Annotated in this window: 12 protein-coding genes; 4 read left to right on the forward strand and 8 right to left on the reverse strand. The window is 55.6% G+C overall.

What is annotated here, in order from left to right:
• Positions 1-419: 419 nt before the first annotated feature.
• From sstT to DMP06_RS04630, 6 genes are all read right to left on the reverse strand, one after another.
• Positions 420-1,670 carry a serine/threonine transporter SstT gene (sstT, locus tag DMP06_RS04605; protein ID WP_123208574.1) on the reverse strand — a complete coding sequence of 417 codons (1,251 nt, stop codon included), beginning with the start codon at positions 1,668-1,670 and terminating at the stop codon, positions 420-422.
• 160 nt (positions 1,671-1,830) lie between these two features.
• Complete coding sequence (locus DMP06_RS04610) at positions 1,831-3,174, reverse strand: dicarboxylate/amino acid:cation symporter (RefSeq protein WP_123208575.1); 1,344 nt, start codon at positions 3,172-3,174, stop codon at positions 1,831-1,833.
• Between the two features lie 81 nt (positions 3,175-3,255).
• Positions 3,256-4,107 (reverse strand): SDR family oxidoreductase, encoded by an 852-nt coding sequence (locus tag DMP06_RS04615; RefSeq protein ID WP_245962377.1) that lies wholly within the window; start codon positions 4,105-4,107, stop codon positions 3,256-3,258.
• A gap of 309 nt (positions 4,108-4,416) precedes the next feature.
• A complete protein-coding gene (locus DMP06_RS04620) occupies positions 4,417-5,037 on the reverse strand; it encodes a sensor histidine kinase (RefSeq protein ID WP_123208577.1) in 621 nt (206 codons plus the stop codon).
• A gap of 18 nt (positions 5,038-5,055) precedes the next feature.
• Positions 5,056-6,222 (reverse strand): histidine kinase dimerization/phospho-acceptor domain-containing protein, encoded by a 1,167-nt coding sequence (locus DMP06_RS04625; protein WP_123208578.1) that lies wholly within the window; start codon positions 6,220-6,222, stop codon positions 5,056-5,058.
• 2 nt (positions 6,223-6,224) lie between these two features.
• On the reverse strand, positions 6,225-6,947 hold the full coding sequence (locus DMP06_RS04630) for a response regulator transcription factor (protein ID WP_123208579.1): 723 nt from the start codon (positions 6,945-6,947) through the stop codon (positions 6,225-6,227).
• A 217-nt stretch (positions 6,948-7,164) separates the two neighbouring features.
• On the opposite strand from DMP06_RS04630, the gene DMP06_RS04635 reads away from it, so the two are divergent.
• The 4 genes from DMP06_RS04635 to tet(W) all read left to right on the forward strand — a co-directional run bounded on the left by DMP06_RS04635 (position 7,165) and on the right by tet(W) (position 14,054).
• Complete coding sequence (locus tag DMP06_RS04635) at positions 7,165-7,938, forward strand: ABC transporter ATP-binding protein (RefSeq protein WP_123208580.1); 774 nt, start codon at positions 7,165-7,167, stop codon at positions 7,936-7,938.
• On the forward strand, positions 7,928-10,027 hold the full coding sequence (locus DMP06_RS04640) for an ABC transporter permease (protein ID WP_123208581.1): 2,100 nt from the start codon (positions 7,928-7,930) through the stop codon (positions 10,025-10,027). The genes DMP06_RS04635 and DMP06_RS04640 overlap by 11 nt, the downstream gene beginning before the upstream one ends.
• A gap of 588 nt (positions 10,028-10,615) precedes the next feature.
• Positions 10,616-11,473 (forward strand): HAD family hydrolase, encoded by an 858-nt coding sequence (locus DMP06_RS04645; protein WP_123208582.1) that lies wholly within the window; start codon positions 10,616-10,618, stop codon positions 11,471-11,473.
• Between the two features lie 661 nt (positions 11,474-12,134).
• On the forward strand, positions 12,135-14,054 hold the full coding sequence (gene tet(W) / locus DMP06_RS04655; RefSeq protein ID WP_000691721.1) for a tetracycline resistance ribosomal protection protein Tet(W): 1,920 nt from the start codon (positions 12,135-12,137) through the stop codon (positions 14,052-14,054).
• A gap of 400 nt (positions 14,055-14,454) precedes the next feature.
• Here tet(W) and rlmN read toward each other — a convergent pair whose 3' ends face one another.
• Both rlmN and DMP06_RS04665 read right to left on the reverse strand, forming a co-directional pair.
• Positions 14,455-15,438, reverse strand: a complete 984-nt coding sequence (gene rlmN, locus DMP06_RS04660; RefSeq protein ID WP_002584956.1) for a 23S rRNA (adenine(2503)-C(2))-methyltransferase RlmN — start codon at positions 15,436-15,438, stop codon at positions 14,455-14,457.
• Positions 15,439-15,454: 16 nt separating this feature from the next.
• Positions 15,455-15,640, reverse strand: a complete 186-nt coding sequence (locus tag DMP06_RS04665; protein WP_003431289.1) for a cysteine-rich KTR domain-containing protein — start codon at positions 15,638-15,640, stop codon at positions 15,455-15,457.
• Positions 15,641-15,766 lie beyond the last annotated feature (126 nt).

Genomic DNA, 15,766 nt, shown 5'->3' on the forward strand with positions numbered 1-15,766 from the left:
TATCCACGGCTGACGTAAATGGATGTGGTCTTGAGGATATTAGTGGGCTTTTGCGCGGCCTCAAGTCCCTTTGCAATGCACTTTTGATGCAACGCTGGTCGTATTCTCAATACAGTATAAATATGAACTGGGAATATGATGCAGGGTGAATGAGTGCGGAGCGTCGAATGCAGATTCTATGATTCAGCGATATTGCGTAGTCGATGCATCGATGGACATGAAGTTCGCAACTCGAAAAAAGTGGTGATTTTTCTTCATTCGTGTGTACAAAGCTCCGGCAGAGGCGGGGAGACGAAAAGAGACCCCGGTTCGGTCCAGTGATGGGTGGTACCGGGGTCTCATGAAGCTTAAGCAAGAATTATGTCCAAACTGATATGGCGAAAAGGGGCGAAAAGAGCGGCTGATGCCTCAATTGTGAGTTACTTCTCCCATTCGCCGAAATCGACTGCCTTGCCCTGCTTTCGCCAGGTGCGATACTCGGCGGAGGCGGTGAACAGCACGTCCGTAGAGGAGTTGATGGCCGTTTCGCAGGAGTCCTGAATAACGCCGATGATGAAGCCCACACCCACGATCTGCATGGCGATGCTGTTGTCGATACCGAAAAGCGAGCACGCCAGCGGAATCAGCAGCAGCGAGCCGCCCGCAACGCCGGAAGCGCCACATGCGCCGGCGGCGGCCAAGACGGAAAGCACGATGGCAGTGGGGATGTCGACCGTGATGCCCAGCGTATTGCAGGCCGCCATGGTCATCACGGTAATGGTGACGGCGGCGCCGCCCATGTTGATGGTCGCTCCCAGCGGGATGGACACCGAATACGTATCCTTGTTGAGCTTAAGCTTGCGGCACAGCTCCATATTCACGGGGATGTTCGCGGCGGAGCTGCGAGTGAAAAACGCCGTGAGGCCCGATTCGCGCAGCGTGCGAAGGAGAAGCGGATAGGGATTTTTGCGGATGCATACGAACGAGATGATGGCATTGGTGCCCAGCGCAACCACGGCCATGCAGCCTACGAGCAGGGCCAGAAGCGCGCCGTACTCGGTGAAGATTTCGATGCCGTTCTCGGATACGGCGGTGTATACCAAACCGAATACGCCGAAGGGCGCCAGGCCGATGATCCAGCGAACGACGGTGTTCACGGCTTCAGAAATGCTCGCAAACACGCCCTTGGTAGTATCGGTGGCGGCGCGAAGCGCGATGCCCAGCAGCACGGCCCAGGCGAGGATGCCCAGATAGTTTGCGTTCATCAAGGCGTCCACCGGGTTGGCGACAATGCTCAGGATAAGCGAGCTCAGCACCTCGGCGATGCCCTCGGGAGAGCTCTGCTCGGTGGCTGCATCGGCCAGGGTGATCTCGATGGGGAACAGGAAGCTGCCGATAACGGCAACCACGGCCGCCAAGAATGTTGCGACCACGTACAACACGATGATGGTCTTCATCGAGCCGTCGCCCTTAGCGTTGGCAAGCGAGCTCAACACCAGGAAAAACACCAGCACCGGCGCCACGGAGCGCAGAGCGCTTACGAACAGATCGCCAAGGGTTCCGATCCAGCTGATGGGAGAAGTGCCATCTATGTTGGGGAATATAATGCCAAGTACGGCACCGAACACCAGGAAGACCAGGATGCGTTTGATCAAGCTGATGCTATCCCATTTTCTCCAAAGCTCTTTCATGGGATGCGTCCTTTCTAACACTGCGAAAGAGTGACGACGTGCCCGGCTACGGACAGGCGCCATCGAGTGAAATGCAAGTATCTCGCAAAAAAGAGGCCTGAACGGGGGTCAATCCCCATCAGGCCTCTTTCATTGGGTAAGCGGGCGCTGAGGGGCGCTTTTATGCGGCGTCGGTCATCTTCTCAGACTCTTTGCCGGCATCGGGGTCGTTGAACACCTCGAGATTCAGGCGCTTCTCCTGGCGCGCCACCACAGTGGTGCACACGGCATCGCCGGTGATGTTGACGGCGGTGCGGGTCATGTCCAGGATGCGGTCGATGCCCATGATGAGGGCGATGCCTTCGAGCGGCAGGCCAACGGAGTTGAACACCATGGACAGCGTGATGAGGCCGACGGAGGGCACGCCTGCGGTTCCGATGGAGGCAAGCGTCGCGGTCGCGATGACCGTCGCGTACTCAATAGGGCCAAGCTCTACGCCGAACAGCTGCGCAGTGAACACCACGGCCACGCCCTGCATGATAGCGGTGCCGTCCATGTTGATGGTAGCGCCCAGCGGAATGGTGAAAGAGGCGATGCGGCGGTCGACGCCGATCTTGTTCACGATGGTCTCGATGTTCAGCGGAATAGTGGCGTTGGAGCTGGAGGTGGAGAAGGCAAACACCATGACGCCGACGAACTTCTTCAGGAACGTTATGGGGTTCACGCGTGCAAAAACGCTGAGCAGGATCATGTATACCACGAGGCAGTGCAGGGCGAGAGCGATAAGCACGCCTGCCATGTACTTGAGCATGGGGATGAACGCCTCGAAGCCCACGCCCGCGAACGTGCGGGACAGAAGGCAGAACACGCCAAAGGGAGCCACATACATAACGGCGGTGGTCATGTTCATCATGATATCGTTGAACTGCTCGAAGAAGCTGTGAACGGTCTCGGCCTTGCGGCCCATGATGGCGATGATGATGCCCACGAACAGCGCGAAGAAGATGACGGCGAGCATATCGCCTTCGGCAAGCGCGCCAAGCGGGTTCGAGGGAATGATGCCGAGCAGGGTGTCCACGATCGATACGTCGGTGGACGAGCCGCCGGAATCGAGAGCTGAGACGTCTCCGGCAACGATGGAGGACATGTCCACTCCCACGCCGGGGTTGATCAGGTTGCCCACGGTGAGGGCTACGGCAACGGCAACGGCGGTGGTGAAGATGTAGAACACGAGCGTCTTGACGCCTACGGTGCCCAGCGTCTTGGTGTCGCCGATTGCGGCGGCGCCGCACACGATGGAGCAGAACACGAGCGGGACGACGAGCATCTGCATCAAGCGGATGAAGCCCTGGCCGACGACATAGAAGATGCCGTTGACGAACACGTCGTCTCGCACGAATCCTTCAGGAATGAAATAGTGGAAAATGACGCCGCAGACAATGCCGAGTCCGAGGGCGATGAAGATGGCGCTGGTCAGGCCGAGCTTCTTACGAGGCTTTTTGGCCTTGGTATCGGTGCTTCCCATAAGGTTCCCTTTCTATTCACCCGTCGCATGCGACGGAGGCGAAATGCCGGTTTGCGACCGCGCTGGGGCGAAGTGTCGCGCCTACGCGAGCAGGTCGTGTTCGGCCATGTAGTCCTTGAGGTCTTCCTCCCAGGAACGCAGCTCGTAGATTCCCGTCAGGCGAATCATGAGGTTGTCCAGGTCGACTCGGTAGGCCTCGTCAGGGTTCTGCCTGCTCGCAAGCGTATCCGTCGGGGCGCCTGCCAATTTCAGGGCGCGGGCGATGAACTCGAAGCGGCTGCACAGGCCTTCGCTGGTCACGTGGAACGTGCCGAACTCCTCGGATTCCATGATGGCGATGATGAACTCGGCCACCGTTTTGCAGGAGGTGGGACGGGCGAACTGGTTGGCGGGCACCTCGACCGGTTCGCCTGCGCGCGCCTTGGCGATAGCGCTCACGATCATGTCGTCGGGGAGCGCGGTGTAGACCCAAGAGGAGCGGATGATGATGTGGCGCGGGTTCATGTCGCGCACGAGCTTCTCGCCGGCGAGCTTCGACTTGCCGAAGACGTGGTGGGGCAGGGCGGGGTCGAACTCGTTGACCGCATGCGGCATGTTGGCCGGGAACAGGTCGTCGGTAGAAAGATGGATAATTTTCGCGCCTACGCTTTCGCTTGCGATGGCAAGATTGCGCGCGCCGAGAGCATTGATGCGATAGGCGTCATCGGGGCGCTCCTGTGCGGCGTCGTGACGCGCGAGGCCGGCGCAGTTGATCACGTAATCGGGGCGGTTGGCTGCTGCGAAATGGACTACGGTGTCCAGGTCGGTCGCATCAACCTCGGCGTCGGTGGTGAGGATACGGTACTTTTCGTGGTCAAGACGGTGCTCGATGGCGCGGCCCATGCGGCCCGCAGCGCCAGCGATCCAAACGACCTCTTGCGGTCCCATTCTCATATATGTACCTCTTTCGCGTTGGAAGCCGCCAGACGTGTGCAGCCCAGAAAGGGCGATTTAGCACACTAGTGCGGCAAACGACAAAAAATAATTGGCATATTATACGGGAAATGGGCAACGTCGCGTCGCGCGATTGTGTTTCCCTTTGGTAAACGGTGGGATTATTTCCTTATTGAAATGGGAAAATGCACCTCTGGGTAAACTCGGGCGCGCCAGATGTGCGCCTTAATGGATTTGACGCGTTGTCAAAGGCGCGGAATCGTGTGGCCGTAGACGCCTGCTGCAATGCGCGCCTTGGACGATTTGCCGCTACGTCAAGGGAAGCGTGATCGTGGCGGAGAACCCCTCGCTTGGGCCGCCCGCGAATGCCACCGAACCCCCGTGTGCCGCCGCGATGCGCGCCACGAGCGAGAGCCCCAGTCCGTGCTCGTTGAACCCGCCCAGCTCGGTGCGGGTGAGGGTGGGGGAGCATTTCTGCTGGTCAATGTCCGATTGCACCATTGCTTCGCGGTCATGGCCGCCAACGGCCCTGGCGTCATCGGCGAAGGACGCATTCTTCGTTCTTGTGAGCGCAGGCGGTGGCACAGGGGCGTCGCCGGGTGCGACTAGTTTGTGCTCCTGCGGCGCGTCGGGGCCGTATTGGTCGAAACCGGGCGGCGGCGTGGGGCCGTTGACCTCTGCATCAAGGTCGAAGGGGGCCGACTGCATTCCACCCGCTTCGTGGTTGAGATGGGCGAGCGATGCTTGGGAAATTCCGCAGCCATCGTCGGAAACCGTGAGCTTGAGCGAATCTGGCTGCGCGTGTAAGGCGAACGAAATGCGGCAGCCGTTTTCATTGTGCCGAATCGCGTTGTCTACAAGATTGCGCAGAGCGCGTTTGACCAGGCGCTCGTCAAGCGGCACAGCAACGCCCTCGGCGTCGGGCGCCACGTCTACCTCGAGCTCGTATTATTCATCCAGACCGTCGTTGAGGTAATCCGCCGCTACGGAGCGCACCGTCTTCGACAGTGCACAGGGCTGCACGTCGAGCGGTTGCATGTCGTATTCGAGCTTTGACGCGATATTGAGGTCCGCCACCAGGTCGCGGATGCGTGCGCTTTGGCGCAGAATGGTCTCGGCCGATTTGCGCGCCTCTTCGGGGACGCCCTCGCCGGTGGCGATACGCTCGGCGTGGCCCATAGAGATCGCGAGCGGCGTTCGGATGTCGTGGCTTACTCCCGAGACCCATCGCTTGCGCGCCTCATCTTTGCGCCGTATCACGGCGCTTGCGGCATTGATGCTTTCGCCTACCTCGCGCAAATCCCCTCGCGCTCCCACGTGCACGCTCTGGCCTTTCGCAAGCTTGTCGAGCGATTCGACCACGGGCCCCACGCTTTTGAGCACGCGGCGCTTGGATATCACGTAAGCGGCGAAGAACACGGCGGCATCCATGACCACCATGAGCAGGAGATAAAGAGGAATGCGGGTGACCAGCTGGTCGGGTATGTAGAGCGTGGCGAAGGGGTAATAGGAGCCTTTGGGGTAGCATGTGACCAAAAGTCCATCGTCGCGCTGCCAGATGAAGCTCGGGTAGTCGTCCAGGTATCCGTAGCGGGTGAACACCGCCGTATCGCCCAGGTTGTAGGTGCGCAGCGCGCTTTCGGGGGCGTTGGGCGTATGCCAGGCCACCTCGCCGTCATAGCCGATGAGGATGCACCAACATCCACGCTCGTCGAGCGCCGCCTGCACGTTGTCGGGCATCTCCCAGCCGTCGTCGGTTTTCTCGAGCTCTTGTCCGGCCTCGCGTGCAAGATGGTTGGGCGCTCCGCCGGTGAGCGAGGCGTCGTTCTCAATCAGCGCCACGCCGATATAGAAGAAGAGGTCGAGCACCAAGACAGCGGCGACGAGCGCGCCGAAGAGAAGCATCTGTTTGCCGAAGAAGAGCGGAGCGGCCGCTTTGCGCCGAGCGCGCTTGCTGCGCCGTTCTGCCGCGGTTTGAGAGCGCTGCCCATGGGCTTCGTTCGGGTTGCGTCGGCCGGCAGTCGATTCCCTCCGGCCGTCTTTGTCAATGCGGCGTCTCAGGCGAGAAAGCACGCTAGCGTGTTCGGTTGGGTCATGTGCGTCGCGAGCGGTCATGCCTATCGGCTTTCTTTGGGCACGACGAGCTTATATCCTAGGCCTTTGGCCGTGACCAGCGATTCAGGGCGCGATGGGTCGGCTTCGATCTTCTCGCGAACGCGTCGCACGTGCGTCATCAAGGACTGCGCGTATCCGAACGTTTCGCCCCACACGGCCTCGCACAGCGCGTCGGTGGTCACGATGCGGTTCGCGTTGCGCGCAAGCGCTTCAAGCAAATCGTGCTCTTTCACGGTCAGCTGGATATGCCTGCCCGTGTCGTGGCGCAGCACATCGGCGTTGGCAAGGTCGAGCGTGCAGGCGGCAAGCTCGATGGCGTCGGGCTCGCCGGGGTAGCAGCGGCGCAGGACGGCCATGATGCGCAGCACCAGCTCCTGCGGGCTGAACGGCTTGGTCACGTAATCGTCGGCTCCGCTGCGAAGGCCCGCGAGGCGGTCGTCGGTCTCGTCTTTGGCGGTGAGGAAGATCACGGGCAGCGGACGAGCTTCGTCGAATGCGCGTAGATAGGTGCATAGCGTGAATCCGTCTCCGTCGGGGAGCATGACGTCCAAAAGCGCCAGGTCGGGTTCCACCGTGCGATATGCTGCGAGCGCCTCCTGCACGTTGCCTGCGGTGGTCACGTTGGTGAACCCCTCCGCGCGCAGCACGGTCTCCACGATGCGGCGCAGCTCTGCCTCGTCGTCCACCAGCAGAATCTTTTTTGCTTTCAGCTTAGCGTCTGACATGCTCGTGCCTTTCGTGCATTCCGCCGCTCCACCCCAACGGACGGTACATATTCCTCATCTATTAAACCACGCTCGCGCATATGTCACCAGGGCGCAATCGCGATGTCAGGCAAATGTCAGGTTCGCGCAAGGAGGCCGCAAGGTGCCCTCGCGATACTGGAGGTGCAGACGGGGCGCATGCGATGTGGCGTGCGCAGCCATGACGTGAGGAGGAACCATGCCTGGACATGTGCTTGAAGTGGAAAACGTCTCGAAGAGATACGGAGGGGCGCGGGGCGAGAACGCGACGCTTGCTCTCGACGGGGTGAGCTTTTTCGTGGACCAGGGCGAGTTCGTGGGCATCATGGGGCCGAGCGGATCGGGCAAATCCACGCTTCTGAACTGCATCTCCACTATCGACACGCTTACCGAGGGCGCCATCCGCATCGCCGGGCGCGACATCACGCTGCTCAGATCAAAGGAGCTTGCGAAATTCCGTCGCGATGAGCTGGGATTCGTTTTCCAGGATTCCAACCTGCTGGATACGCTCACCGTGCGCGAGAACATCGCGCTGGCGCTCACCATACAGCGGGCTTCCTCGCGCGAGATTCCGGGACGCGTGGAGGATATGGCACAGCGTCTGGGGATTTCCGAGACGCTGGACAAGTACCCCTATCAGATTTCCGGAGGCCAGAAGCAGCGCGCTGCTGCGGCACGTGCGGTGATCACGCGTCCGAGTCTGGTGCTGGCTGACGAGCCGACCGGTGCGCTCGATTCGAAGTCATCGGGCCAGCTGCTCGAAACGTTCGAGCTGCTCAACCGCATGGGGTCCACCATTGTGATGGTCACGCATGATGCGTTCACAGCCAGCTGGTGCCATCGCATCATCTTCATCAAGGACGGGCGTTTGTGGGGGCAGCTGCGTCGACAGGACGACACTCGCGAGCAGTTCTTCTCGCGCATCGTGGCCGCCACCACGCGTCTGGGAGGGGAGGTGCGCAATGCTGGCTAAGCTCGCTGCGGCAAACGTGCGCAAGTCGGCGCGCGATTTCGCTGTGTACTTTTTCACGCTTGTATTGGGCATTGCGGTGTTCTATGCGTTCAACTCCATCGCTGGCTCGCAGGCGGTGGCGCGCATCGGTGAGGATGGCCGAAAGATGATGGAGCTCTTGGCGTTCGTCATCAACATCGTCTCGGTGTTCATTGCTGTAATCCTGGCGTTTTTGGTCATCTACGCCAACCGTTTTCTCATCAGGCGACGCAACAAGGAGTTCGCGCTCTACCTTACGTTGGGCATGCAGAAGGGCGACCTGTTCAAGGTGAGTGCCCTCGAAACGCTCATCGTAGGCGTAGCGTCGCTCGCGGTGGGTTTGGCTATCGGCCTCGGCATCTCTCAGATATTGAGCAACATGGCCGCTTCCATGTTCGATTCCGAAGTGGAGGGCGTGGCGTTTTCCGTGTCGGGCAACGCTATGGCGCTTACGGTGGCGGCGTTCGCCGCGATCTTTCTCGTTACCATCGTGCTGAACACCGGGCATCTTTTCAAGGCGCGGCTCATCGATCTGCTCAATGCCGATCGACGCAATGAAAGTTTCAAGCTGCGTAGCCTGCCGCTCTCGTTCGTGCTGTTCATCGTAGCGTGCGTCATAATCGGCATCTCGTACAAGCTGCTTATGGATAACGGGCTGCTCGAGCCTTCCCCAGAGTTCATGGCGGCAACGGTGCTCGTGTGCGTGGGCACAGTGCTGTTCTTTTATTCGGTGTCGGGCTTTTTGCTCCGCATCACGCAAATGATCAAGCCCCTTTATCTGCGCGGGCTCAACATGTTTTTCCTGCGTCAGCTTTCGGCGCGTGCCAACTCGGCGTTTGTGTCCATGAGCGTGATCGCCATCACGCTGTTCCTTGCGATGACCAGTGTGTGCGGCGGCATCGGTATCGTGAACGCGATGAACGCGTCCGCCGCTAACGGGACCAAATACGATGCGAGCGTGGTTTCCACCTATGCCATGATGAACTACGATACGGGAGAGGTCGAACAGCTTGAGCTGGGCGAGTTCGGGGCGTTCGCCGAGGCGCATGATTACAACATGGCCGAAGGGCTGGCGGCGAGCACCGAAGCCGTGGGAGCTCCCGCATGGGACAACATGGTGGAAAGTGCCGTACAGATCGATTTCCGCCTGTCGGGCATTACGCTGGGCGACCTCAACGAGGCAACCGGGAAATCGATCTATGACTTCGTGGGCGCGGGTTTGCTCTCCGATGACATGGGCGGCCAGCAGCTCGATTACGTAGCGGTGTCTCAGTTCAATGCGGCCCGTGAGCTGGCGGGGCTCGAGCCTATCCAGCTGGGCGAGGACGAGTTCGCCATTTGGAACGACGCTGCGCTCACATCCGATTACGCCGATGCGCTCGCCGCAAGCCGCGCACAGCTGCAGATCGGCGGCCGCACGCTGACGGCTCAGCCCGAGGCTCAGGATGTGACCCTGGAAACCACGGGCGTCACCCAGCGAATCTGTGTGCTGGTGGTTCCCGACGACTGCGTGGAGGAAAGCGCCCCTCTATGGACCTCGCTTCTGGACGTGCAGTGCAAAGACGGCCAAGAAGACGCATTCCAGAGCTTCCTGCATGGCGTGCAGGATAGCGCCGACCCCAACACCTACCCCGTGAGCTTGATTCAAACGGTGAGCGAGGTTGAAACGCAGAGCTCGGGCTTCACTGCCGTGGTGAGCTATCTGGCCATCTATATTGGATTCGTGCTGGTCATCGCCTGCGCTGCTATTCTTGCCATCCAGCAGCTCACCGATGCGGCCGACAACGTGCGTCGCTACGAGCTGATAGCCAAACTGGGTGCTCCGCAACGCATGATCGACGGAGCGCTGTTCAAGCTTATCGGCATCTATTTTCTGTTCCCGCTGCTGGTGGGCGTGGCGCATACGCTGTGCGCGATGCAGGTGGTAATCGACGTCGTGCAGGTGTTCGGATACTTGGACATCGGCACGGTAAGCGTGGTCACGATGGTCGCCTTCTTGGCGGTATACGGGGTGTACTTCCTGGTCACGTACCTCACGGCGCGCAACATGGTGAAGTTTAAGCGCGTTTGATGCGGGGCGGCATTGAGTCGGTAAAACGCTCATCGCTTCACGCGGATGCCGCAGATTAAGCCGGGTTTCGTTTCGGCCGAAGCCCGGCTTTGTGTTTCATTCGAGCTGTTTGTCGAGCCAGGAATATGAGTTCGATTTTCCATGGGGCATCTTGGATGATGCGTGGCATACCTGTCGCCCATTCCCTTTTCGGTTGCCCGGGACTGATCGAGGTGGCTTCCGATCGAGTTGCCTGATTGACTCGATATTTTGCGTTTTGGACAAATATTTTCGATTTTCTACTTTTCGAGCTCAATACATGACGACTCGTAAAGCTTCTGGATGGTCGGAACGGCGAAAAATGCCGGTTTACCCGCGATTTGGGCCTCAAGTTTGTATTGTTCAGTTTGGCTAACAGTAGAAAAACGAAATTATTTGTTCAAAATTCCAAATCGCATTGTATTGATTGGGCTAGAAGAGTAACAAATTCTGGTCAAATGCGGTCAGCGGCATCATGGGTCGCATGGGCGGCAGGTATGCTGGCATGCGTATCGACGAATCATAAGCTGCCCGGAGGGTCCGGGCGCAAGACCGAAAGAGGGGTCCTGCATGAAACTTGAAACCGTTGGCGTTCCGGTCCTGTCCTGCGCAAAGGGGCAGGCGTTCGACCCGAGGTCCGTCAAGCTGATCGCGTGCGACATGGACGGCACGCTGCTTGACGAGAACTCGCAGCTGCCACCTGAGACCTTTGGCCTTGTGAAGCGCCTGCGGGAGCAGGGCATCCACTTTGCTGCAGCATCGGGCAGGCGCTTCGATACGCTTCAGGAGTTCTTCGCACCTGTGGCGCGTCTTATGGATTTTGTCGCATCCAACGGTGCCCAGGTGGTTGTGGACGGCACGCTTGTCGACCGCGAGGTGTTCTCCTATGCAGCACTCAAGCGCCTCCTTGCGCTGGTGCGCTCATTTGACTGCCTGGGACTTGTGGTGTACGACCGCACGAATAGCTATCTTCTAGATGATCCGGCTCGATACATCAAGGAATTCGATAAGGATCTGCCCAACCCGATTCGCGTGGACGATCTTCCTGCGCCGGGTGTGAGCATCGTCAAGGCATCGGTGTTCTGCAGCGAGTCGGTGATGGATATGGCGTACGTGCTCACGCGCGAGCTTGAATCGGATTTTGTGTTCGCGCCTTCGGGCAGTGTGTGGATAGACGTGATGCAGCGTGGCGTAAGCAAGGCTACGGGCATCGATCAGGTGATGGCGGTCCACGGGGTGGATCCTTCGCAGCTCATGGCGTTCGGCGATTCGATGAATGATTACGAGATACTGCGCATGGCGGGCCACAGTCGCGCGATGGCGAACGGGCGCTATGCGGTCAAGCAGATTTCCAAAAAGGTAATCGGCACCAATGCCGAGCACGCCGTGCAGCGTGAACTCGCCGCGCTGCTTGAAGCCCTGGAGTAATGCTCATGTACGGTAAAGAAGCAAGCAACCGAAAACAATAGATAGACCGCCAGCACTACACTATTCCGAACCAAAGACCAAAAGATAAGCATTTTGAGAAAATCTAAACTTTTGGATTTTCCTACAATGCCGACTACGGCGGAATCCCTCCCACTCCTTATATATTTCTTTCTGTATACATTGAATTTGTATTTAGTAAAATGCAGACAACACCACGGATCGGCTTTTGGCTGGACAATTCCAACCAAACACCGCAGCAGACAGTAGAAACCATTCTGAACGTTAGGAAGCCGGTATGATTGTTACATATAAGGGGAAGAAAAATTTCTTTTAGATACTTGTTTTCCTAAAACTGATGTGATATAATAATTCAATACCAGAAAAGGAGTAAAAAATATGCGGCAAGGTATTCTTAAATAAAACTATAATCAAATAGTGGGAACAAAGGATTATGATAGTCCCTTTTGTAGGAGCTTAGTTTTTTGTACCCAATTTAAGAATACTTTTGCCTTATCAATTTTGACATATCCCCAAAAACAGCACTCACAAACAGGTGTATGCTGTATATGTGTATGTCCGCAAATTATCATCCCCAGTGGTAAAAGTATTTTACTGCTGGGGATTTTTATGCCCTTCGGGGCAGTAAAGGGAGGACAATCACATGAAAATAATCAATATTGGAATTCTTGCCCATGTAGACGCTGGAAAGACGACCTTGACGGAGAGCCTGCTATATGCCAGCGGAGCCATTTCAGAACCGGGGAGCGTCGAAAAAGGGACAACGAGGACGGACACCATGTTTTTGGAGCGGCAGCGTGGGATTACCATTCAAGCGGCAGTCACTTCCTTCCAGTGGCACAGATGTAAAGTCAACATTGTGGATACGCCCGGCCACATGGATTTTTTGGCGGAGGTGTACCGCTCTTTGGCTGTTTTAGATGGGGCCATCTTGGTGATCTCCGCTAAAGATGGCGTGCAGGCCCAGACCCGTATTCTGTTCCATGCCCTGCGGAAAATGAACATTCCCACCGTTATCTTTATCAACAAGATCGACCAGGCTGGCGTTGATTTGCAGAGCGTGGTTCAGTCTGTTCGGGATAAGCTCTCCGCCGATATTATCATCAAGCAGACGGTGTCGCTGTCCCCGGAAATAGTCCTGGAGGAAAATACCGACATAGAAGCATGGGATGCGGTCATCGAAAATAACGATAAATTATTGGAAAAGTATATCGCAGGAGAACCAATCAGCCGGGAAAAACTTGTGCGGGAGGAACAGCGGCGGGTTCAAGACGCCTCCCTGTTCCCGGTCTATTATGGCAGCGCCAAAAAGGGCCTTGGCATTCAACCGTTGATGGATGCGGTGACAGGGCTGTTCCAACCGATTGGGGAACAGGGGAGCGCCGCCCTATGCGGCAGCGTTTTCAAGGTGGAGTATACAGATTGCGGCCAGCGGCGTGTCTATCTACGGCTATACAGCGGAACGCTGCGCCTGCGGGATACGGTGGCCCTGGCCGGGAGAGAAAAGCTGAAAATCACAGAGATGCGTATTCCATCCAAAGGGGAAATTGTTCGGACAGACACCGCTTATCCGGGTGAAATTGTTATCCTTCCCAGCGACAGCGTGAGGTTAAACGATGTATTAGGGGACCCAACCCGGCTCCCTCGTAAAAGGTGGCGTGAGGACCCCCTCCCCATGCTGCGGACGTCGATTGCGCCGAAAACGGCAGCGCAAAGAGAACGGCTGCTGGACGCTCTTACGCAACTTGCGGATACTGACCCGCTTTTGCGCTGCGAGGTGGATTCCATCACCCATGAGATCATTCTTTCTTTTTTGGGCCGGGTGCAGTTGGAGGTTGTTTCCGCTTTGCTGTCGGAAAAATACAAGCTTGAAACAGTGGTAAAGGAACCCACCGTCATTTATATGGAGCGGCCGCTCAAAGCAGCCAGCCACACCATCCATATCGAGGTGCCGCCCAACCCGTTTTGGGCATCCATCGGACTGTCTGTTACACCACTCCCGCTTGGCTCCGGTGTACAATACGAGAGCCGGGTTTCGCTGGGATACTTGAACCAGAGTTTTCAAAACGCTGTCAGGGATGGTATCCGTTACGGGCTGGAGCAGGGCTTGTTCGGCTGGAACGTAACGGACTGTAAGATTTGCTTTGAATACGGGCTTTATTACAGTCCGGTCAGCACGCCGGCGGACTTCCGCTCATTGGCCCCGATTGTATTGGAACAGGCATTGAAGGAATCAGGGACGCAACTGCTGGAACCTTATCTCTCCTTCACCCTCTATGCGCCCCGGGAATATCTTTCCAGGGCTTATCATGATGCACCGAAATACTGTGCCACCATCGAAACGGTCCAGGTAAAAAAGGATGAAGTTGTCTTTACTGGCGAGATTCCCGCCCGCTGTATACAGGCATACCGTACTGATCTGGCCTTTTACACCAACGGGCAGAGCGTATGCCTTACAGAACTGAAAGGGTATCAGGCCGCTGTCGGCAAGCCAGTCATCCAGCCCCGCCGTCCAAACAGCCGCCTGGACAAGGTGCGCTATATGTTTCAGAAGATAATGTAACGTCTTGCGCAATGCAAGCGTTCATTGCTGGCTATTGCGAAATATCATTGATAAAATCAGTATCAGAGAGGAGAAACTATTTTGAACCAGGAACAGACGAATATTACAACATAGATGTATTGACAGTTCATACTCATAGCCGGAATATCCCGCTTGCGGAGCATAGCTTTTTTTGACCGCAAAGCATTAGGCGGGTTACAGTAAATAAAAATGGACACGGCGATACCTCCCCGATACCGCCGTATCCTTAAAAAAGGGCGACTTTAATACACTACCCGCAATCCATTCTATAATAGGGAACAGCGGCTTTTGCGCAATATTAAATAAAAAAGCCGATAACACATAGGTTTTTTGACCTAATGCGTTATCGGCTCTGCGTCTATGCGTCTGGCACTTTTAATCATTTTTTTTTGAATTTATTATATGTGTTAGCTAACTGTCCACAAGCCGCGTTAATCTCTCTGCCATGAGAAACTCTCATAGTAACTTCAAGTCCTGCTTGCTCTAATTGATGTTTGAATGCAACTATTTCCCGTTTCTGTGGTGCTTTAATTCTTGAATTGCTTGTTGGGTTGTATTGTAACACGTTAATCATAACTTTTTTGCCCCGAAACCATTTTGCAAGTTGTCTTACATCTGAGGGCCGGTCATTTATACCCGGTAAAAGCAAATACGCAAAGACAATTTTGCGATTATGCCTTTCAGAATAGGATAAGGCTTGCTTAACAACATCTTCAATAGCATATATGCGCATGTGAGGAATAATACGATTTCTTGCAGATTGTGTTGCTGCGTGTAAAGATATTGTCAACTGAATTTTAAGATGTTCCTCGCGCAATTTTTTTAATTGATCGACCGGACCAACTGTTGATATGGTAATGCCGTCGGTTGGAAAGTTGAGCCCATATCTATCTCGGAGAATATGGATTGCTTTTATCAAGTTGTCATAATTGAATAAAGGCTCTCCCATACCCATAAAAACGATACGGTTTACTTTTCGACGCAACAATATAATCTGTTGTACGATTTCTGACGATGTTAGATTACGAACAAAGCCATTTCGCCCGGACTCACAAAAAATACAACCAACAGGACAACCGACTTGTGTGCTCACGCAAACAGTTCCACCATCTCGCCGCTTGATAAAAACCGTTTCAATGTATTTGTTGTCTTTCAGTTCGTAAACATACTTTTCAGTATCACTGCTTTTGCAAATATTTTTTACCAACATTGATAGATTTTTTTTGCGTGGTAATTGCTTATATAATTCTTCATATAAGGCTTTTGCTTCATTCTCGCCAATAACTTCCGACATTTCTTTGTAAGTAAATCCGTATGGATCATTCCGTACTTCCGCAGGCGTATATTTAGGTAAACGTTTCATTTTTATATCCTTTCTTCTAAATAATAAAAGTTTGTTTTTCTGTATTTTTGATTACAATCTCTAATTTTTCTACATCAATGATATGCGTCAATTTGCATTTAGGGCAGAAAAGAGGAAAATCTTTTAATACAGTATTATGAAATACTTGAACTCTCGTCTTTCCGTTACAAATCGGACATTTTATCCAATATTTTTTAAGCATGGGACTGCGGACGAAAAGTTGGACGCGATTCACGCGTCCGGAAGGGGGTCCGCATGTATGATAGGGACGTGGTGGAGCTTGCGCTGCTCGCCCTGGAGGAGGGCATGACGCACGCCGAGGCCGCCG

Origin of the sequence: Slackia equolifaciens (assembly GCF_003725995.1) — a bacterium.
GTDB lineage: Bacteria > Actinomycetota > Coriobacteriia > Coriobacteriales > Eggerthellaceae > Slackia > Slackia equolifaciens.

What these genes read in the sequence shown, in the direction of transcription:
- sstT (WP_123208574.1), bottom strand. Translation starts at nt 1,670, where the DNA reads ATGAAAGAGCTTTGGAGAAAATGGGATAGCATCAGCTTGATCAAACGC.
- DMP06_RS04610 (WP_123208575.1), bottom strand. Translation starts at nt 3,174, where the DNA reads ATGGGAAGCACCGATACCAAGGCCAAAAAGCCTCGTAAGAAGCTCGGC.
- DMP06_RS04615 (WP_245962377.1), bottom strand. Translation starts at nt 4,107, where the DNA reads ATGAGAATGGGACCGCAAGAGGTCGTTTGGATCGCTGGCGCTGCGGGC.
- DMP06_RS04625 (WP_123208578.1), bottom strand. Translation starts at nt 6,222, where the DNA reads ATGACCGCTCGCGACGCACATGACCCAACCGAACACGCTAGCGTGCTT.
- DMP06_RS04630 (WP_123208579.1), bottom strand. Translation starts at nt 6,947, where the DNA reads ATGTCAGACGCTAAGCTGAAAGCAAAAAAGATTCTGCTGGTGGACGAC.
- DMP06_RS04635 (WP_123208580.1), top strand. Translation starts at nt 7,165, where the DNA reads ATGCCTGGACATGTGCTTGAAGTGGAAAACGTCTCGAAGAGATACGGA.
- DMP06_RS04640 (WP_123208581.1), top strand. Translation starts at nt 7,928, where the DNA reads ATGCTGGCTAAGCTCGCTGCGGCAAACGTGCGCAAGTCGGCGCGCGAT.
- DMP06_RS04645 (WP_123208582.1), top strand. Translation starts at nt 10,616, where the DNA reads ATGAAACTTGAAACCGTTGGCGTTCCGGTCCTGTCCTGCGCAAAGGGG.
- rlmN (WP_002584956.1), bottom strand. Translation starts at nt 15,438, where the DNA reads ATGAAACGTTTACCTAAATATACGCCTGCGGAAGTACGGAATGATCCA.
- DMP06_RS04665 (WP_003431289.1), bottom strand. Translation starts at nt 15,640, where the DNA reads ATGCTTAAAAAATATTGGATAAAATGTCCGATTTGTAACGGAAAGACG.